Origin of the sequence: Cupriavidus sp. DB3 (genome assembly GCF_020418465.1) — a bacterium.
Classification (GTDB): Bacteria; Pseudomonadota; Gammaproteobacteria; order Burkholderiales; family Burkholderiaceae; genus Cupriavidus; species Cupriavidus cauae.
Genome location: NZ_JAIZPL010000005.1, coordinates 599040 through 617019 on the forward strand (window position 1 = coordinate 599040; position 17980 = coordinate 617019).

The 17980-nt window shown below is 67.5% G+C and carries 17 protein-coding genes; 13 read left to right on the forward strand and 4 right to left on the reverse strand.

Annotation, left to right across the window (positions count from 1 at the left end):
- Nucleotides 1-134: 134 nt before the first annotated feature.
- Nucleotides 135-707 (reverse strand): adenine phosphoribosyltransferase, encoded by a 573-nt coding sequence (locus K7G19_RS19015; RefSeq protein ID WP_149320122.1) that lies wholly within the window; start codon nucleotides 705-707, stop codon nucleotides 135-137.
- Between the two features lie 182 nt (nucleotides 708-889).
- Nucleotides 890-2869, reverse strand: coding sequence for a monovalent cation:proton antiporter family protein (locus tag K7G19_RS19020; protein ID WP_226108588.1), 1980 nt, complete (start codon nucleotides 2867-2869; stop codon nucleotides 890-892).
- 276 nt (nucleotides 2870-3145) lie between these two features.
- Between K7G19_RS19020 and K7G19_RS19025 the strand changes: the two genes are divergently transcribed.
- The 11 genes from K7G19_RS19025 to K7G19_RS19075 all read left to right on the forward strand — a co-directional run bounded on the left by K7G19_RS19025 (nucleotide 3146) and on the right by K7G19_RS19075 (nucleotide 12757).
- Nucleotides 3146-4129 (forward strand): SIS domain-containing protein, encoded by a 984-nt coding sequence (locus K7G19_RS19025; RefSeq protein WP_149320120.1) that lies wholly within the window; start codon nucleotides 3146-3148, stop codon nucleotides 4127-4129.
- An 8-nt stretch (nucleotides 4130-4137) separates the two neighbouring features.
- Entirely contained in the window at nucleotides 4138-4767 is a 630-nt protein-coding gene (gene lptC, locus K7G19_RS19030; RefSeq protein ID WP_149320119.1) for an LPS export ABC transporter periplasmic protein LptC, read from the forward strand.
- Between the two features lie 116 nt (nucleotides 4768-4883).
- The gene (gene lptA, locus K7G19_RS19035; protein ID WP_149320118.1) at nucleotides 4884-5513 is read left to right on the forward strand and encodes a lipopolysaccharide transport periplasmic protein LptA; all 630 of its coding nucleotides are present in this window, start codon (nucleotides 4884-4886) and stop codon (nucleotides 5511-5513) included.
- Between the two features lie 99 nt (nucleotides 5514-5612).
- Nucleotides 5613-6437: an LPS export ABC transporter ATP-binding protein gene (gene lptB / locus K7G19_RS19040; protein WP_149320117.1), complete on the forward strand. Its 825-nt coding sequence runs from the start codon at nucleotides 5613-5615 to the stop codon at nucleotides 6435-6437.
- A 177-nt stretch (nucleotides 6438-6614) separates the two neighbouring features.
- On the forward strand, nucleotides 6615-8093 hold the full coding sequence (locus tag K7G19_RS19045) for an RNA polymerase factor sigma-54 (RefSeq protein WP_150084715.1): 1479 nt from the start codon (nucleotides 6615-6617) through the stop codon (nucleotides 8091-8093).
- Between the two features lie 49 nt (nucleotides 8094-8142).
- Entirely contained in the window at nucleotides 8143-8496 is a 354-nt protein-coding gene (gene hpf, locus K7G19_RS19050; protein ID WP_149320116.1) for a ribosome hibernation-promoting factor, HPF/YfiA family, read from the forward strand.
- A gap of 402 nt (nucleotides 8497-8898) precedes the next feature.
- Nucleotides 8899-9354, forward strand: coding sequence for a PTS IIA-like nitrogen regulatory protein PtsN (gene ptsN, locus K7G19_RS19055; RefSeq protein ID WP_149320115.1), 456 nt, complete (start codon nucleotides 8899-8901; stop codon nucleotides 9352-9354).
- Between the two features lie 73 nt (nucleotides 9355-9427).
- Nucleotides 9428-10399 carry an HPr(Ser) kinase/phosphatase gene (gene hprK / locus K7G19_RS19060; protein WP_006576781.1) on the forward strand — a complete coding sequence of 324 codons (972 nt, stop codon included), beginning with the start codon at nucleotides 9428-9430 and terminating at the stop codon, nucleotides 10397-10399.
- 199 nt (nucleotides 10400-10598) lie between these two features.
- The gene (locus K7G19_RS19065) at nucleotides 10599-10889 is read left to right on the forward strand and encodes a PsiF family protein (RefSeq protein WP_149320114.1); all 291 of its coding nucleotides are present in this window, start codon (nucleotides 10599-10601) and stop codon (nucleotides 10887-10889) included.
- A gap of 247 nt (nucleotides 10890-11136) precedes the next feature.
- Nucleotides 11137-12018, forward strand: coding sequence for an RNase adapter RapZ (gene rapZ, locus K7G19_RS19070; protein WP_149320113.1), 882 nt, complete (start codon nucleotides 11137-11139; stop codon nucleotides 12016-12018).
- An 85-nt stretch (nucleotides 12019-12103) separates the two neighbouring features.
- Nucleotides 12104-12757, forward strand: a complete 654-nt coding sequence (locus tag K7G19_RS19075) for an LON peptidase substrate-binding domain-containing protein (protein WP_150084691.1) — start codon at nucleotides 12104-12106, stop codon at nucleotides 12755-12757.
- An 87-nt stretch (nucleotides 12758-12844) separates the two neighbouring features.
- Here the strand turns inward: K7G19_RS19075 and mutY are convergent, their stop codons facing one another.
- Together mutY and mutM are read right to left on the reverse strand one after the other, a co-directional pair.
- Nucleotides 12845-14101 (reverse strand): A/G-specific adenine glycosylase, encoded by a 1257-nt coding sequence (gene mutY / locus K7G19_RS19080; RefSeq protein ID WP_226108589.1) that lies wholly within the window; start codon nucleotides 14099-14101, stop codon nucleotides 12845-12847.
- 59 nt (nucleotides 14102-14160) lie between these two features.
- On the reverse strand, nucleotides 14161-15138 hold the full coding sequence (gene mutM, locus K7G19_RS19085; protein ID WP_226108590.1) for a bifunctional DNA-formamidopyrimidine glycosylase/DNA-(apurinic or apyrimidinic site) lyase: 978 nt from the start codon (nucleotides 15136-15138) through the stop codon (nucleotides 14161-14163).
- A 135-nt stretch (nucleotides 15139-15273) separates the two neighbouring features.
- On the opposite strand from mutM, the gene K7G19_RS19090 reads away from it, so the two are divergent.
- Together K7G19_RS19090 and lolB are read left to right on the forward strand one after the other, a co-directional pair.
- A complete protein-coding gene (locus K7G19_RS19090) occupies nucleotides 15274-17235 on the forward strand; it encodes a tetratricopeptide repeat protein (RefSeq protein ID WP_226108591.1) in 1962 nt (653 codons plus the stop codon).
- A gap of 134 nt (nucleotides 17236-17369) precedes the next feature.
- Complete coding sequence (gene lolB, locus K7G19_RS19095; protein WP_226108592.1) at nucleotides 17370-17978, forward strand: lipoprotein insertase outer membrane protein LolB; 609 nt, start codon at nucleotides 17370-17372, stop codon at nucleotides 17976-17978.
- The last annotated feature ends 2 nt before the right edge of the window (nucleotides 17979-17980 follow it).

Sequence of the window (17980 nt, forward strand, 5' to 3'; positions counted from 1 at the left end):
GGCAGGGGCCGCCCGGCCCTTGTTGTGAATGAACGGCCATTATGCGCCCGCGCCGCGGGCAAGGGCAACGCGGGGCGCCAGCGATGGTGGGCTTTGCAACGCTTCGCGGCGCTGCGGCGTTGCGACTTTGCGGTTCAGTGGCCTTCGAATCGGCACACGGTAAACAGCGGCAGCCCGCTGTCGAGCAGATGGCGCGAGCCGCCAAGCTCCGGCAGGTCGACGATCGCCGCGCCCTCCACTACGGTCGCGCCGAGCCGCTCCAGCAACCGGCGTCCGGCCATCATGGTGCCGCCGGTGGCGATCAGGTCGTCCACCAGCAGCACGCGGTCGCCCGGCTTGCAGGCATCGGCGTGGATCTCGACGGTGGCGCTGCCGTATTCGAGCTCGTATTCCTCGGCCACGGTCTGGAACGGCAGCTTGCCCTTCTTGCGGATTGGCACGAAGCCCAGGTTCAGCTCGTAGGCGACGATCGCGCCGAGGATGAAGCCGCGCGCGTCGATACCGGCCACCACGTCGAGGCCGGCATCCATGTAGCGGTGCACGAACACGTCGATCAGCACGCGCAGCGTCTTCGGGTCCTGCAGCAGCGGCGTGATGTCGCGGAACATCACGCCGGGCTGCGGCCAGTCGGGCACGGTGCGGATGCGGTCGCGCAGATAGGTGGTGACGTCGCCCAGGGGCGGGGACTGGATGGTGGGAGCGGGCATGGTCTGAAACTGCGGATGAAAGGGGTGGCTGAAGCGCCAGCCATCTAGGATAACGGCTTCCTGTCCCCTACCCCTCTCCCGCGGTGGGAGAGGAGATCGGTTTGCGTCCGTCGCTGTGCTTGCTGTCTATTTCGCCCCGCTCCCACTTGCGCGTGGGGGCCGCGGAGAGGGGGCGTGCTCCGTCAGCGTTCGGTCAGGCGCTGCTCGGCCGCCTCGAGCGCCTCGGGCGTGCCGCGCAGCACCAGGATGTCGCCGGGCTCGAGCACGGTATCGGGCTGCGGATCGAAGGCGCGGATGCCGCGCCGCCGCACGGCGGTGACCTCGACGCCGATATGCTCGAGCCCCAGCGTGCCCAGGCGCCGGCCGACCGCGGTGGCGTCCGGGCCCAGCGACAGCGAATGCAGACGCACCGAGTCGCGCTCGATCATGTCCTCCTCGTCGTCGCGGCCGTGGAAGTAGCCGCGCAGCAGGCTGTAGCGCGCATCGCGCGCCTGCTGCACGCCGCGCACCACGCGCCGCATCGGCACGCCCAGCAGCACCAGCGCATGCGAGGCCAGCATCAGGCTGCCCTCGATGATCTCGGGCACGACCTCGGTGGCGCCGGCGCGCTGCAGCGCCTCCAGCTCCGAATCGTCGACCGTGCGCACGATCACCGGCAGGGCCGGCTCGAGTTCGTGCACATGGTGCAGGACCTTCAGCGCCGACGGCGTGTTGGCATAGGTGATGATCACCGCCGCGGCGCGGTGGATGCCGGCGGCGATCAGCGCCTCGCGCCGGCCGGCATCGCCGTAGACCACCGTATCGCCGGCCGCGGCGGCCTCGCGCACGCGGTCAGGGTCCAGGTCCAGCGCGACATAGCCGATGCCCTCGCGCTCGAGCATGCGCGCCAGGTTCTGGCCGCTGCGGCCGTAGCCGCAAATGATTGCGTGCTTCTCGGTCTGCAGGCTCTGCGCCGCGATGCGCGTCATGTTCAGCGATTGCAGCAGCCATTCGTTCGCGGCAAAGCGCATCGCGATCGCGTCGCTGTACTGGATCAGGAACGGCGCCACCAGCATCGACAGCAGCATCGACGCGAGAATCACCTGCGTCAGCACCGGATCGACCAGGCCCAGCCCGTCGATCTGGTTCAGCAGCACGAAGCCGAACTCGCCGGCCTGCGCCAGCCCCAGGCCGGTGCGGATCGCCACCCCGGGACGCGAGCCGAACAGCCGCGCCAGGCCCGCGATCAGCAGAAACTTGAACAGCACCGGCACGATCAGCAGCGTCAGCACCAGCCACAGGTTGTCGATCACCACGCGGACATTGAGCAGCATGCCGATGGTGACGAAGAACAGCCCGAGCAGCACGTCGCGGAACGGCTTGATGTCCTCCTCGACCTGATGCCGGTACGGCGTTTCCGCGATCAGCATGCCGGCCATGAAGGCGCCGAGCGCCATCGACAGCCCCAGCCGCTCGGTCAGCGCCGCCATGCCCAGCGTGACCAGCAGCAGGTTCAGCATGAACAGTTCCTGCGAGCGGCGGGCGGCCACCACATGGAACCAGCGGCTGACCACTTCCTTGCCGAGCACGAAGATCAGCGTCAGCGCCACCACGATCTTGATGATGGCCAGGCCCAGCGCCATCGGCAGCTCGCCGGGGTCGCGCGACAGCGCGGGAATCACGATCAAGAGCGGCACCACCGCCAGATCCTGGAACAGCAGCACGCTGAAGATGTTGCGGCCGTGCTCGGTCTCCAGCTCCAGCCGTTCGGACAGCATCTTGGAGACGATCGCGGTCGACGACATCGCCAGCGCGCCGCCCAGCGCGATCGAGGCCTGCCAGCTCAGGTCGAACACCGCGCTGAACAGCCAGCCGACCGGCGCCACCGCCAGCATGGTCAGCACCACCTGGCTGCCGCCCAGGCCGAACACCAGCCGCCGCATCGAGCGCAGCTTGGCCAGATTGAACTCCAGCCCGATCGAGAACATCAAAAAGACCACGCCGAACTCGGCCAGGTACTTGGTTTGCCCCGAATCGCTGGCCAGGCCAAGCGCGTGCGGTCCGATCAGGATGCCGACCGCCAGATAGCCGAGCATCGGCGGCAGCTGCAGCATGCGGAAAGCAACCACGCCGAGCACGGCGGCGGCCAGCAGCACAAGGGTCAAGTCCAGCGGAGAATGCATTCGGGCGGGCCGGTGGTGGTGCGAGCGGTGGTGCGAGCGGTGCTCGTGCGGTACTGGTTGTGGTGCGAGCTGTGGTCCGAATAGCGGTGCAGCAGTGCGGCGGTTGCGCCGGCGGTAAAGCAAGCGGTGGACCAGGAACGGCCTGCCCGGCACGGCGGCATGTTGCCGGGGGCGGCCAGCCGGCGCAGACCGAACCCGGACGCGGAGGCAGACGCCGGGCCGGACGCGCCGCGACCGGCCCGGGCGTCATCGCATTCATTGGTATACTTCGTCGCCATGATAGCCAATTTCAATGCGGAAAGAGCACTCGAGCTCGCACGCCATACCCTGCAGATCGAAGCCGATGCGGTCGCCGCGTTGTCGTCGCGGCTGACGCCGGACTTCGCGCGGGCGGTGCAGCTGGTGCTGGAGTGCTCGGGCCGCGTGGTCGTTTCCGGCATCGGCAAGTCCGGCCATATCGGCCGCAAGGTCGCGGCCACGCTGGCCTCGACCGGCACGCCCGCCTTCTTCGTCCATCCCGCCGAGGCCTCGCATGGCGACCTCGGCATGGTCACGCGCGACGACGTGCTGATCGCCTTCTCCAATTCGGGCGAAACCTCCGAGCTGCTGTCGATCGTGCCGATCGTCAAGCGCATCGGCGCCAAGCTGATCTCGGTGACCGGCAATGTCGAATCGAACCTGGCGCAGCTGGCCGACGCGCATCTGGACGCCCGCGTCGAGAAGGAAGCCTGCCCGCTGAATCTCGCCCCGACCGCCAGCACGACGGCGGCGCTGGCGCTGGGCGACGCGCTGGCGGTGGCGGTGCTCGACGCGCGCGGTTTCGGCGAAGAGGACTTCGCCCGCTCGCACCCCGGCGGTGCGCTCGGCCGCAAGCTGCTGACCCATGTGCGGGACGTGATGCGCACCGGCAATGCGGTGCCCGAAGTCCGCGAAAGCACGCCGCTGGCACAGGCCCTGATGGAGATCACCCGCAAGGGCATGGCCATGACCGCCATCGTCGATGCCGAGGGCCGCGCGATCGGCGTCTTCACCGACGGCGACCTGCGCCGGCTGCTGGAAACGCCGCGCGACTGGAAGACCGTGCCGATCGGCGAGGTCATGCATGCCAACCCCTTCACCGTCGGGCCGGACCAGCTCGCGGTCGAGGCGGTGCAGGTCATGGAAGCAAACCGCATCAACCAGCTGCTGGTGGTCGACGCCGACCAGCGCCTGGTGGGCGCGCTGCATATCCATGACCTGACCCGGGCCAAGGTCATCTGACGAACGCCATGCGGGATCTGTTCCCTTCCCTGTCCCGCCTCGCGCTGCGGCTGATGCCGCTGCTGCTGATGGCGCTCGTTGCCGGCAGTACGTTCTGGCTGGTGCAGATCAACACGCCGCGCCAGGTCAGCGATACCGAACGCCAGAAGCGCCATGTGCCCGACTACTGGATGGAGCGCTTCACCGCGACCGAACTGGCCGAGGACGGCAGCACCAAGATGCGCTTCACCGGCGAGCGGATGATCCATTACGAGGACGACCAGACCTACGAGGTCACGCGGCCGGCGATGCGCGCCTACGAACCGGACCGGCCGCCGGTGACCGGTACCGCGGACCTGGGCAAGATGAACGCCGACGCCAGCGTGATCGACCTGTTCGGCAACGCCCATATCGTTCGCGTGCAGGGCGCCGATCCATCGCAGGACCCGCAGATGAGCGCGACCTCGAGCTACTTCCAGATCCTGATCAACGACGACATCGTGAAGACCGACAAGCCGGTCAAGCTGACCCGCGGACCGTCGGTGATGACGGCCAACGGCCTGGTCTTCAACAATGTCACGCGCGAGGTCAATCTGCTCGGCAATGTGCGCGGCACCATCGTGATGGCGCCGCGCGGCGGCGGCGCGAAACAGCCATGACGCATCGCGCCCCCGCGCCAGGCGCGCACCATTCGAACGATCTCCGCGCCAGTCCGGGCCACCCGCCCCGTCTGGACGATTCCCGGACAACGCCAATCAACGCCATCGTGGCCAACATGACCCTGACCCTGACGACCTGGACCCGCCGCCGCGCCACCGCCGTGCTGCTCGCCTTCGCCGCCGGCATGACGCTCGCCCTGCCGGCGCTCGCCGAACGCGCCGACCGCGACAAGCCGCTGGTGCTCGAGGCCGACAACGCCAGCTACGACGACGTCAAGCAGATCTATACGCTGACCGGCAACGTGGTGCTGACCAAGGGGACCATGGTGCTCAAGTCCGATGCCGCCGAGGTCCGCACCGATCCCGAGGGCTACCAGTACGCGGTGGCCACGTCCAAGGGCGGCAAGCAGGCCTATATCCGGCAGAAGCGCGACAACGTCGACGAGTACATCGACGGCTGGGGCGACCGCATCGAATACGACGGCAAGCAGGAAGTGGCCAAGCTGATCGGCAATGCGCGCATGGCGCGGCTGGCGGGCGCCAAGGTGGTCGACGAGATCCGCGGCGCGGTGCTGACCTACGACAGCCGCAACGAGTTCTACACCGCGGCCGGTGGCAGCGGCAACGCGGCGCCGGCGAACCCGTCCGGCCGCGTACGCGCCGTGCTGTCGCCGCGCCAGAGCCAGGGGACCGGCGGCAGTGGCGCCGGCGTGGACCTGAAAGGCTCGCCGACGGCCAAGCCCTGATCGCTTCCCGGGCCTGACGTACCCGCACGCCGCGCACGCTCCGCCACGTACGCTTCGCCACGCCCGCTTCGCATGACGCAGTATCAAAGGATTGCCCACATGTCCGTTGCCGACACCGCTACCGCCACCGCTCCCGCCGCCAACGCCAACACCGCAGCCGGTGCCGGCGCGGGCACGATGCCGGCCACCAGCAACCTGGTGGTGCGTCATCTGAAGAAGCGCTACGGCTCGCGCACCGTGGTCAAGGACGTGTCGCTGGACGTCAAGAGCGGCGAGGTCGTCGGCCTGCTCGGCCCCAATGGCGCGGGCAAGACCACCTCGTTCTACATGATCGTGGGCCTGGTCGCGCTCGACGAAGGCGACATCGTGCTCGACGGCCAGCACATCAGCGGCCTGCCGATCCACGAGCGCGCGCGCATGGGCCTGTCGTACCTGCCGCAGGAAGCGTCGGTGTTCCGCAAGCTCAATGTCGAGCAGAACATCCGCGCGGTGCTGGAACTGCAGCGAGACAACGGCAAGGCGCTGTCCGGCGCCGAGATCGAGCGGCGGCTGGACAGCCTGCTCGACGATCTGCAGATCGCGCACCTGCGCAACAACCCCGCGCTGTCGCTGTCGGGCGGCGAGCGCCGCCGCGTCGAGATCGCACGGGCGCTTGCCTCGGCGCCGCGCTTCATCCTGCTCGACGAGCCGTTCGCCGGCGTCGATCCGATCGCGGTCGGCGAGATCCAGCGCATCGTCAGCTTCCTGAAGGCACGCAATATCGGCGTGCTGATCACCGACCACAACGTGCGCGAGACGCTGGGCATCTGCGACCACGCGTACATCATCAGCGAAGGCGCGGTGCTCGCGGCCGGCGAGCCCAAGGACATCATCGCCAATGAATCGGTGCGGCGCGTCTATCTGGGCGAAAACTTCCGCATGTAATGGCGGTTTGGCGCGCGGCCGCCCTCGTACAGAGGGCGGCCGTTTTCGTTCGTGCGCGGTTCATGTACCGTTCCTTCCCTGGTGATCCATCAGGCAATCGCTTCTGACCACGCAATCGAAACTTCCGATAGCAAATTCCGTTCCATCGCGGCCGAAGTTGCGCATAAAATAGGCCGCATGAAACCGTCGCTACAGCTACGCCTCTCCCAGCATCTGGCCCTGACGCCGCAGCTGCAGCAGTCGATCCGGCTGTTGCAGCTCTCCACGCTGGAACTGCAACAGGAAGTCGAGCAGGCGCTGACCGAGAATCCCCTGCTCGAACGCGAAAACGACTGGATCGAAAGCCCGCTGCGGGTCGCCGCCGACGGGTCGGTCAATGTCCAGACCACCACCACGACCCCGTCTTCCGAGCCGACGGCCCCCGCCGATTCGCGCGCGGATGGCGCCGCGTCCGCCGACGACGGCTATGCCGACGGCGCGGGCGACGATTATGGCGGCGACTGGAGCCTGGACGATTTCGCCCGCCGTCCGCAAAGCGACGAGGACGAGAAAACGCCGCTGCAATTGCGCGATGCCGAGCCCACGCTGCGCGAATATCTGATGGAGCAATTGGCGCCGCTGAAAATCTCCACGCGCGACAAGGGCCTGGCGATTTTCCTGATCGAATCGCTCGACGACGACGGCTACCTGAGCGCCTCGCTCGAGGAAATCCTTTCCGAATTGCCTGAAGAGCTCGAATTCGAGCTCGACGAAGTGCATGCGATGCTGACGCTGCTGCAAAGCTTCGACCCGCCCGGGGTCGGGGCGCGCAACGCGGCCGAATGCCTGTCGCTGCAACTGCGCCGCATCGAACATCCGCAGCGCGAGCTGGCGATGACGATCGTGCGCCATCACCTCGAACTGCTGGCCGCGCGCGATTACACCCGCCTGAAGAAGGCGCTGCAGGTCGACGACATGCAGCTGAAGGCCGCGCACGAGCTGATCCGCTCGCTCGCGCCCTATCCCGGCCACGCCTACAGCCGGCCGGAAGCGGATTTCGTCGTGCCCGACGTGTTCGTGCGCAAGAGCGGCCATAACTGGATCGCCCAGCTCAATCCCGATGTGATGCCGCGGCTGCGCATCAACGACATGTATGCGCAAATCTTGCGCGGTGCAAAAGGCGATACCGGCGCCGCGGGATTGCAGCAGAAACTGCAGGAGGCGCGCTGGCTCATCAAGAATATCCAGCAGCGTTTCGACACCATTTTGCGCGTCGCACAAGCCATCGTGGAGCGGCAAAAGAATTTCTTCACGCACGGTGAAATTGCGATGCGCCCCTTGGTTTTGAGGGAGATAGCCGATACACTGGGTCTACACGAGTCGACCATTTCTCGTGTGACTACCAATAAGTACATGGCCACCCCGATGGGGACATTCGAGCTGAAATATTTCTTTGGCAGCCATGTATCGACCGAAACCGGCGGTGCCGCCTCTTCCACCGCAATCCGTGCGCTGATCAAGCAGTTGATAGGAGCCGAAGACCCCAGAAACCCGTTGTCCGACAGCCGGATTGCCGAACTGCTGGGGGAACAAGGCTTCGTCGTGGCGCGACGTACCGTCGCCAAATACCGTGAAGCCTTGAAGATCCCCGCCGTGAACCTTCGCAAGTCTTTGTAGCCGAGTCGCATCGCCTGCCTGGTGCGGCTCTTTCAGAAGGAGAAGCGCTATGAACTTCAAGATCAGTGGACACCACTTGGACATCACGCCTTCGCTGCGTGAGTACGTGGAAACGAAACTGGAGCGAATCCTCAGGCATTTCGATCAGGTTATTGACGTCAGCGTGCTGCTATCGGTCGACAATCAAAAGGAAAAGGATCGCCGTCAACGCGCGGAAATCAATGTGCATCTGAAGGGCAAGGACATCTTTGTCGAGGCGCACCACGAAGATCTCTATGCGGCGATCGACATGCTGGTCGACAAGCTGGACCGGCAAGTGATCCGCTACAAGGACAAGGTGCAGAGCCACGACCGCGAATCGCTGAAGTACCACAGCTTCGTGGCCAGTCAGGCCCAGCAGTAGCTTGAAGATTCGGCTCGGCCACAACGCCGGCCGGCCTTGAAGTGAGGAAAGAAGCCGTGCCAGGAGCACGGCTTTTTTGCGCCCCGCGTGGACGTTCGAGCGAGGCCGCGGTGCCGCCTCGCCGTGCAACCTATAGGATGAAACCGGGATGGGGTTCCGTCTGGCCGGCTTCCCGGTGTATGCTGTGCAATACATATAGAGAATGCCCGCCCCGTTTCCTTGCGCAATGCCGCTCGGGGCGATCGGCATCGGACGGCAGGGAGCCCCCCTGCACTATAATGTGCCGCACGCTGATAGTCGGGAAGCGGCGGCAACGAACGCACCGCCCAGCAACGGCAGACCGGCCCACGCCGGCAAGAAACCGCATGGCGGCGCCAGTATCAGGAATTCCGCGCATTTCAAATGAACCGTTTGGCCAAACTGCTGCCGCCCGGCAATATCTCGCTCGACGTCAGCGTCACCAGCAAAAAACGCGTGTTCGAACAGGCCGGGCTGCTGTTCGAGAACAACCATGGCGTGGCGCGCGCCACGGTGACCGACAATCTGTTCGCCCGCGAATCGCTCGGCTCGACCGGCCTTGGCGCCGGCGTGGCCATTCCGCATGGCCGCATCAAGGGCCTGAAGCAGCCGCTGGCCGCCTTCATGCGGCTTGCCGAGCCGATTCCGTTCGAATCGCCCGATGGCAAGCCCGTTTCGCTGTTGATCTTCCTGCTGGTCCCCGAACAGGCCACGCAGCAGCATCTCGAAATCCTGTCGGAAATCGCTCAGCTATTGTCCGATCGCGATATGCGTGAAGGCCTCGCCGCTTTGCCGACGCCCGATGCGGTTCACCAGTTGCTGGTGCAATGGCATCCTTGACCCTCTCGGCGTAAGCGGCCCACCGCCGCGCCACCCGCATTCACCACCGCCCCAGCGCCCCGCCTCATCCCGCATGGAACTCACCGGCGTTACCTCCCAGTCGATCTTCGACGACAACGCAGCCGACCTCAAATTGTCCTGGGTGGCCGGGCTGGAGGGCGCCGATCGCGCCTTCGATCTCGACTTCGCACGCGAGGCGACCTCGGCGGCCGACCTGGTCGGCCACTTGAACCTGATTCACCCGAACCGGATCCAGGTGCTCGGCAAGCCGGAGATCACCTACTACCAGCGGCTCGACGACGAAACGCGCAAGCGCCAGATGGGCGAGCTGATCCTGCTCGAGCCGCCCTTCCTGGTGGTGGCCGACGGCATGGAGCCGCCGCCGGACCTGGAACTGCGCTGCACGCGCTCTTCCACGCCGCTGTTCACGACGCCGGTATCCTCGGCCGCGGTCATCGACCACCTGCGGCTGTATCTGTCGCGCATTTCCGCGCCGCGCGTGACCATGCACGGGGTGTTCCTCGATATCCTCGGCATGGGCGTGCTGATCATGGGCGAATCGGGCCTTGGCAAGAGCGAGCTGGGCCTCGAATTGATCTCGCGCGGACACGGCCTGGTCGCCGACGATGCGGTCGATTTCGTGCGTCTTGGCCCCGATTTCGTCGAGGGCCGCTGCCCGCCGCTGCTGCAGAACCTGCTGGAAGTGCGCGGCCTGGGCCTGCTCGACATCAAGACGATCTTCGGCGAAACCGCTGTGCGCCGGAAGATGAAGCTCAAGCTCGTGGTCCAGCTGGTTCGCCGCAACGACGGCGAATTCGAGCGGCTGCCGCTCGATTCGCAATATCTCGACGTGCTCGGCCTGCCGATCCATATGGTGAAGATCCAGGTGGCGGCCGGCCGCAACCTTGCGGTGCTGGTGGAGGCGGCGGTGCGCAATACCATCCTGCGCCTGCGCGGCATCGACACGCTGCGCGATTTCATGGACCGCCAGCGTGCGGCGATGCAGGCCGATGCGGCGTCGCGCGGCCAGGGCCGCCTGCTTTGAGCGTCTGACCGAGCCCGATTCCTTCGGCAGCCCGGGCCGCGCCGCAACTGCGCCTTGACGCATCGGCGTGCCGGACACGCCGACAGCGTCAACCTGATTGGGGTTTTCAGCGTTTTGTGCTGTAATGGGCATCACGCCCAGCCTGCGCCGTTGCGCATCCTGCGCTTGGCGACCCGATCCTCAGTCAGGAGATTTCAGCATGAAGACACTGATCGCAACCTGCGTGCTGCTGTGCCCTCTGGTCGCCACGGGCGCCTTTGCCCAGACCGCCTCCGGCAACAGCCAGCAGAGCAAGATGAAGACGTGCAACACGCAGGCGGCCGGCAAGACGGGCGACGAGCGCAAGGCCTTCATGAAGGAATGCCTGTCGGCCAAACCCGCCACCGCCGGCAACTCGCAGCAGCAAAAGATGAAGGCGTGCAATGCGCAGGCGAGCGGCAAGAAGGGCGACGAACGCAAGGCGTTCATGAAGGAATGCCTGTCCGCATGACGGCACACCGAGCCGGCATTGTTCCGGAGCGCCGGAAAGCGAAATAGACGGCGAAACAAGAGTCGGAAAGAAATAAAGGCGAATCGCGCGGCACACGGCGGTTCGCCTTTTTCTTTGCCGGCTCACTACCCATTGCGCGGCTTTCGCACGCTTTCGCCGCCATTTCCGCCGATGGCCGCCTCACGAGCCGCGGATTTCATCGGACCGTCATGACGCAATCATCACGCGATGCTATCCTTCAAGCGTTATGCGCATCGTCCTCATCACCGGCATTTCCGGCTCCGGCAAATCGGTTGCATTGAACGTGCTCGAAGACGCAGGCTACTACTGCGTCGACAACCTGCCCGCGCAGTTCATCCCCGAACTCGCCCGCTACCTTGCGGCCGAGGGCTACACGCATCTGGGTATCGCCACCGATATCCGCAGCCGCGAATCGCTGGCCAGGCTGCCGGAGACGCTGCGGAGCCTGTCGGCCGATCACGAGGTCCGCGTGGTCTTCCTGACCGCCAATACCGATTCGCTGGTGCAGCGCTATTCCGAAACGCGGCGGCGCCATCCGCTGTCGGTGCGGCTGGCTGCGCGCGAGGCGGACGGCGCGCCCGTACCGAACGAGACCCCGCTGGTCGAAGCGATCGAGATGGAACGCGAGCTGCTGAGCCCGCTGGCCGAATCGGCGCATCGCATCGACACCAGCAATGTGCGCACCAATACGCTGCGCGCATGGATCAAGGATTTCATCCGCGACGACAATCTGGAGCTGACGCTGCTCTTCACGTCGTTCGGCTTCAAGCACGGCGTGCCGAGCGATGCCGACATGGTGTTCGACGTGCGCTCGCTGCCCAATCCGTATTACGACCTGCAACTGCGGCCCCTGACCGGACGCGATGCGCCCGTCATCGATTTCCTGCAGAGCCAGCCGATGGTGCTGGCGATGGCCGAGGACATTCGCGCCTATGTGGAGAAATGGCTGCCGAGCTTCGTCGCGGACAACCGCAGCTATCTGACGGTCGCGATCGGTTGCACCGGCGGCCAGCACCGCTCCGTGTACATCGCGGAAAGACTTGCCAACTACTTCCGCGCGCATGGTAATGTGCTGGTCAGACACCGCGAGCTGGTGCCGGTAGGCTGAACCGGGCAGCGCCAAGGCGGTGGATCCCGGCGGCGGCGCCACCTGCGTGCCCTCGCCCCGTGAGCGAAAGTCTTCTCGGGATCGCATGTCTTCCAGTTCCCCAGCGTCCAATCACGCGGCACCGCTCCACGTCGAAGTCGACAGCCTGCCGCTGTTTCCCCTCCATACCGTGCTGTTTCCCGGCGGCCGGTTGCCGCTGCGCGTATTCGAACCCCGCTATGTCGACATGGTCCGCAATTGCCTGCGCGACAACGCGGCGTTCGGCGTCTGCCTGATCGCCAGCGGCCCCGAGGTCGCGCAGGAAGGCAGCGCCACGGTGCCGGAAGCGGTCGGTTGCCTGGCCGAAATCGTCGACTGCAATATGGAGCAGCTGGGCGTGCTGCTGATCGAGACGCGCGGCAGGCAGCGCTTCCGCGTGCTCGAGCACCATACCCGCGACGACGGCCTGCTGGTCGCGCGCGCCGAGCTGCTGCCCGACGACGTGATCGACTGCAAGCTGGAATTGCTGGGTGAATGCCTGGCGGCACTGCGCCGCATCGTGGCCTCGCTGCATGCGCCGCCGCACAAGCTGCCATTCGCCGAGCCGATGCAGTGGGAAGACCCGAGCTGGGTCGCCAACCGGCTATGCGAACTGCTGCCGGTGCCGATGAAGGCCAGGCAGATGCTGATGGCGCTGCCCGACGCCGGCATGCGGATCGAGATCGTGCATCGCTTCATGCGCCAGCACCACATGCTGTAGCGCGCGGCCGCCCCCCGCGGCCGGTGCGAGCCCGTGCGCCCCGCTGCAGGCAGGCGCCGACCAGTACCACTCCTTGCTTCAGAACAATTACGGCAGTCCCTCGCCGACCAGCAGCTTGCGCACTGGTGCCGGCATGCCCAGCTCATCGAGCCGGTCCAGCGACAGCCAGCGCCATTGCTCCGCCGCCGCGCCTGCATCGCTTGCATCGCCCGGCCCCACACCGCCCACACCGCCAACACCGCCAACACCGCTTCCATCGCGCAACGCCAATGCCGCCATGTCGACCCGCACCGCGCGGATCAGCAGCCGGAAGTGGGTGAAAACGTGCGTCATCTCGGCCACCATCGCGGCGCGCGCCGGGGTGCCGAAGGCCCGCCCGAAGGCAAGCGCATCGTCCTCGGCCTGTTCGGCATCGAACGGCAGCGCCGGCACGGGCAGCTCCGGCAGGCTCCACAATCCGCCCCAGATGCCGCTGTCCGCGCGCAGCCGCAGCAGCACCTCGCGGCCATGCCGCAATACCACCATCACCGTGCTGCGCTCCGGTATCGGCGCACGCGCCTTCGGCGTCGGCAGCACCGCGGTCAGCCCCTCTCGCCGCGCCACGCACAGGTCCGACAGCGGGCAGCGCGCCGCGTCGTCGAGACAGGCGGGCTTGCCGCGCGAGCAGACGGTCGCGCCCAAATCCATCAGCCCCTGCGTGTAGGCCACCATGTCCTCGGACTGGCGCGGGCCCGGCGCGGGCAGCGCGGCCTCGGCAATCGCCCACATCCTGTTCTCGATCGCCTTCTCCCCGGGATGGCCTTGCACGCCGAAGCAGCGCGCGAAGACCCGCTTGACGTTGCCGTCGAGAATCGGCGCACGCACGCCCGCGCTGAACGCCGCGATCGCCGCCGCGGTCGAGCGGCCGATGCCGGGCAGCTCCGCCAGCAGGGCCGGATCGCCGGGAAACCGACCGCCGTACTGCTCGACCACCAGCTTGGCGCAGCGGTGCAGATTGCGCGCCCGCGAGTAGTAGCCCAGCCCGGCCCACAGCGCCATCACCTCGTCGGCCGGCGCCTCGGCGAGCGCCTGCACGGTCGGCAGCCGCGCCAGAAAGCGCTGGTAGTAGTCGATCACCGCGCTGACCTGGGTCTGCTGCAGCATGATCTCCGACAGCCAGATCCGGTAGGGATCGCGCGTGTTCTGCCAGGGCAGGTCGTGGCGCCCGTACCGGCGCTGCCATTGCACGACCCGGGCGCCAAAATCGGACGGCACCTCGGCGGACGGCACCTCGGCGGCGGCGGGATCGGCAGCGGAATCCGTGGTGGCGCGAATGGTGGATCGAGTGGTAGAGCGGCGAGGCATCGATAAGTAGCGAGGGGATCGGCGGTGTTTTTCGAGTCAGGCGCGGCGTGTCGCTCCGCTCAGCGCTGGCATTGCGGGCAATAGAAGGTCGAGCGCTGCCCCTGCACGATCTGCCGGATCGGCGTGGCGCAGTGCCGGCAGGGCTTGCCGGTGCGATCGTAGACCAGGCAGTCGAGCTGGAAATAGCCGCTGGCGCCGTCGCTGCCGACGAAATCGCGCAGCGTGCTGCCGCCGCGCTCGATCGCCAGCGCCAGCGTCTCGCGCACCGCGGCGGCGAGCCGTTCGCAACGCGCACGCGACAGCCGGCCCGCGGCGGTGGTTGGCCGGATGCCGGCGCGGAACAGGCTCTCCGAGCAATAGATGTTGCCGACGCCGACCACGATATCGCCCGACAGCAGCACCGTCTTGATCGCCGCGCTGCGCCCGCGCGTATGGCGGTACAGCCAGTCGCCGTCGAAGGCCGGGTCGCACGGCTCGATGCCGAGATTGCGCAGCAACGGATGGGTGGGCAGCAGCGCCTCTGGCAGCGTGGTCCACAGCACCGCGCCAAAGCGGCGCGGGTCGCGGAAACGCAGCGTCAGAGGCCGACCGGCCGCATCGTGCAGCAGCAGGTCGATATGGTCGTGCGTGCCCGGCGCGGGTGGCTCGTGCCAGACGCGCAGCGTGCCGGTCATGCCGAGGTGGATCAGCAGCCAGCCGGCGTCATCGCCATCAGCCACGCTCCCGGTCACGCCACCAGCAACGCCACCAGCAACGCCACCGGCCACGCCACCAGCAACGCCACCAGCAACGCCACCGGCCACGCCACCGGCAACGCCGTCGGCCACCACCTCCGCCTCGCGCACGCACTCGAGCAGCAGATACTTGCCGCGCCGCTCGACACGCCGGATGACCCGCCCCGGCAGGCAGGCCTCCAGTTCCTCGGGCACCGGCCAGCGCAGGCCGCGATGGCGCACCGCCACCCCGGCGATGCGGCTGCCCTCCAGATGTGGCAGCAGTCCCCGTCGGGTCACCTCGACCTCGGGCAATTCCGGCATCGAACCTCTCCTTTGCGCACGACTCCAAGCGGCAGACGCCATGCCAGCCATGGTGCACCGCAGCCGGGCATTGTAGCGGCACGTTACAATGGCCCTAACTTGTCATATGGCACCACGCGTGCCGGAGTCCCACCCATGCCGGACCGCCTGGACCGCATCTCCGCTCTGCTCCCTTCCCACGTACCGCTTGACGAGCCGCCCGCGCAGACCGCCGCGCGCCGCGCGGCACCGGGCCGGCGCCTGCTGCCGCTGCTGGTGGCGGCCCTGGTCGGCGCCGGCGCGCTGACCGGCTGCGCCAGTGCGCGCGATGCCCGGTCGGCCCAGGCCGATGCCGCACGCGCGGAGGCGAAGTCCGACGGCGCCGAAACCGGCCGGCCGATGTTCACGCTGGGCAGCGACGGCGAGCTCGAGCCGACCCCGGCGACGCCGCTGCCGCCGAAGATGCCGCTGCCCGAGCTGCCGCTGACGGCCGACATCATGTACCGCGTGCTGGCCGCCGAGATCTCGATGCAGCGCGGCCTGACGGGCCCGGCCTATCGCACCTACGTGGAACTGGCCCGCTCGACCCGCGACCCACGCTTCGCGCAGCGCGCCACCGAAATCGCCTTCAATGCGCGCGTCCCGCAGCAGGCCCTCGACGGCGCCCGCCTGTGGACCGACCTGGCCCCGACTTCGCCGGCCGCGCGCCAGGTGCTGTCGACCTTGCTGGTGCTCAACGCACGCTGGGAAGAAGCCGAACCGCTGCTGTCGCTGCAGTTGAACGGCGTGCCGCCGAGCCATCGGCCCGAGGCCATCCTGCAATTGCAGCAGCAACTGTCACGCACCAGCGATCCGGCCGGCGCGGCCGCGCTGCTGCAGCGGCTGGTCGCCAACGACATGCAGTCGGCCGAGACGCGGCTCGCGCTGGCACGGGCCAAGGAAACCGCCGGCGACGTGCCGGGCGCGCTGGCCGAGCTCGACGAAGCGCAGCGCCTGCGTCCCGACTACGAAGCCGCGGCGCTGATGGCGGCCGAGCTGCGCGCCGACAACTCGCCCGAACAGGCGATCGCCGGCCTGAAGCGCTTCCTCGACAAGGCGCCGGCCTCGGTGAACGGCCGCATCACGCTGGCGCGCGTCTATCTGCAGCGCAACGAGATGGACGCGGCCCGGCGCGAGTTCGAGGCGCTGCGCAAGGTCGCGCCCGACGATCCGCGCGTGCCGCTGGCGCTGGGTCTGACCGGGCTGCAGGCGCGCCGCTACGACGAGGCCGAGCGCTATCTGCACGAATATCTGCGGCTGGCCGAAAAGGCCCCGAGTTCCAACCCCGACGTCGCGTACCAATACCTCGCGCAGATCGCCGAGGAGCGCAAGGACTACGCGGGCGCGGTGCAGTGGCTGGACCGGATCGAGGACCAGCGCATGGTGGGGGCGGCATCGGTCAAGCGCGCGCAGATGCTGGGCCGCATGGGCCGGCTCGACGATGCGCAGGCGATCTTCGGCGACATGCTGGCCGATGCCGAGGACATCCCCGATCCCGACCAGCGCGCGCAGCGGATGATGGCGGTACGCCAGGCCGAGGTCGGCATGCTGATGGAAGTCAAGGCCTACGACCGCGCCCGCAAGGTACTGGACGAACGCGTCAAGGCCGAGCCCAGGAATGCCGAATGGCTGTACGAGCTGGCGATGCTCGACGAGCGCGAGAAGCGCTACGACAGCATGGAACGCCGGCTGCGCCAGTTCATCGCGATGCAGCCGGACCAGAAGCAGGGCTACAACGCGCTGGGCTATTCGCTGGCCGATCGCAACATCCGCCTGCAGGAAGCGCTGAAGCTGCTGGAGAAGGCGACCGAGCTGGGCCCCGACGATCCGTACATCATGGACAGCCTGGGCTGGGTCAAATTCCGCCTGGGGCAGTTGCAACCGGCCGCCAAGCTGCTGCGCGACGCCTACGCCAAGGCGCCCGAGGCCGAGATCGCCGCGCATCTGGGCGAGGTGCTGTGGCAGCTCGGCGAGCGCGACGAGGCCCGCAAGACCTGGGAGGAAGGCGTCAAGCTGGACCCGAACAATGAGACGCTGGTCGAAACGCTGCGGCGCTACAACGTGCGATTGGCGCAGTAGCGTCGCCGGCGTGCCGCCCGTACCCGGCAGGCTGTGCCCTTCATCGAGATTCATCGCCCTCCATCGACATCCATCGCCGGCACGGTCCGCGCCAACGCGCGCGCCGTGACCCGGTACCGATCTGCGTTTTCCGCATGGACCGATCCCGCCGTACCCTGACCCTGCTTTGCCTGTCCGCGCCGCTGTGGCTCGCCGCCTGTGCCAGCGTCACGCCGTCGCGCCAGTTCGATGCCGCCGCCGGCGCCCGCGCCAGCGAATTGACCGGGCGCTTTGCCGCCAACTACGTCCGCTATGGGCGCGACGAAGGCGTGCAGGGCAGCTTCCACTGGCGCGAGCAGGGCGAGAACGTGCGGCTGGACCTGATTTCGCCGCTGGGCCAGACGCTGGCGGTGGTCACGGCGACGCCCTCGGGCGCGACGCTCGACCTGCCCAACGAACCGCCGCGCAACGCGCCCCAGGTCGATGCGCTGCTGGAGCAGAGCCTCGGCTTCGCGCTGCCGGTGGCCGGCATGCGCGACTGGCTGCGCGCCCGGCCGGCACCCGGTGCCCCGGCCAGCGCCACGCGCGACGCCCAGGGCCGGCTCGAGACGCTGTCGCAAAACGGCTGGACCGTGCGCTACGCGGCCTGGCAGGCCGCGCCGAACGGCGCCGAAACGCTGCCGCGCCGGATCGACCTGGCGCGCGACGGCGCCGGCGGACCGATGTCGGTCAAGCTGGTGATCGACGCCCCGGCTTCGCATTGATC

What these genes read in the sequence shown, in the direction of transcription:
- K7G19_RS19015 (WP_149320122.1), bottom strand. Translation starts at nt 707, where the DNA reads ATGCCCGCTCCCACCATCCAGTCCCCGCCCCTGGGCGACGTCACCACC.
- K7G19_RS19025 (WP_149320120.1), top strand. Translation starts at nt 3,146, where the DNA reads ATGATAGCCAATTTCAATGCGGAAAGAGCACTCGAGCTCGCACGCCAT.
- lptB (WP_149320117.1), top strand. Translation starts at nt 5,613, where the DNA reads ATGTCCGTTGCCGACACCGCTACCGCCACCGCTCCCGCCGCCAACGCC.
- rapZ (WP_149320113.1), top strand. Translation starts at nt 11,137, where the DNA reads ATGCGCATCGTCCTCATCACCGGCATTTCCGGCTCCGGCAAATCGGTT.
- lolB (WP_226108592.1), top strand. Translation starts at nt 17,370, where the DNA reads ATGGACCGATCCCGCCGTACCCTGACCCTGCTTTGCCTGTCCGCGCCG.
- K7G19_RS19075 (WP_150084691.1), top strand. Translation starts at nt 12,104, where the DNA reads ATGTCTTCCAGTTCCCCAGCGTCCAATCACGCGGCACCGCTCCACGTC.
- hpf (WP_149320116.1), top strand. Translation starts at nt 8,143, where the DNA reads ATGAACTTCAAGATCAGTGGACACCACTTGGACATCACGCCTTCGCTG.
- K7G19_RS19065 (WP_149320114.1), top strand. Translation starts at nt 10,599, where the DNA reads ATGAAGACACTGATCGCAACCTGCGTGCTGCTGTGCCCTCTGGTCGCC.
- lptA (WP_149320118.1), top strand. Translation starts at nt 4,884, where the DNA reads ATGACCCTGACCCTGACGACCTGGACCCGCCGCCGCGCCACCGCCGTG.
- ptsN (WP_149320115.1), top strand. Translation starts at nt 8,899, where the DNA reads ATGAACCGTTTGGCCAAACTGCTGCCGCCCGGCAATATCTCGCTCGAC.
- hprK (WP_006576781.1), top strand. Translation starts at nt 9,428, where the DNA reads ATGGAACTCACCGGCGTTACCTCCCAGTCGATCTTCGACGACAACGCA.
- K7G19_RS19020 (WP_226108588.1), bottom strand. Translation starts at nt 2,869, where the DNA reads ATGCATTCTCCGCTGGACTTGACCCTTGTGCTGCTGGCCGCCGCCGTG.
- mutM (WP_226108590.1), bottom strand. Translation starts at nt 15,138, where the DNA reads ATGCCGGAATTGCCCGAGGTCGAGGTGACCCGACGGGGACTGCTGCCA.
- mutY (WP_226108589.1), bottom strand. Translation starts at nt 14,101, where the DNA reads ATGCCTCGCCGCTCTACCACTCGATCCACCATTCGCGCCACCACGGAT.
- K7G19_RS19090 (WP_226108591.1), top strand. Translation starts at nt 15,274, where the DNA reads ATGCCGGACCGCCTGGACCGCATCTCCGCTCTGCTCCCTTCCCACGTA.
- K7G19_RS19045 (WP_150084715.1), top strand. Translation starts at nt 6,615, where the DNA reads ATGAAACCGTCGCTACAGCTACGCCTCTCCCAGCATCTGGCCCTGACG.
- lptC (WP_149320119.1), top strand. Translation starts at nt 4,138, where the DNA reads ATGCGGGATCTGTTCCCTTCCCTGTCCCGCCTCGCGCTGCGGCTGATG.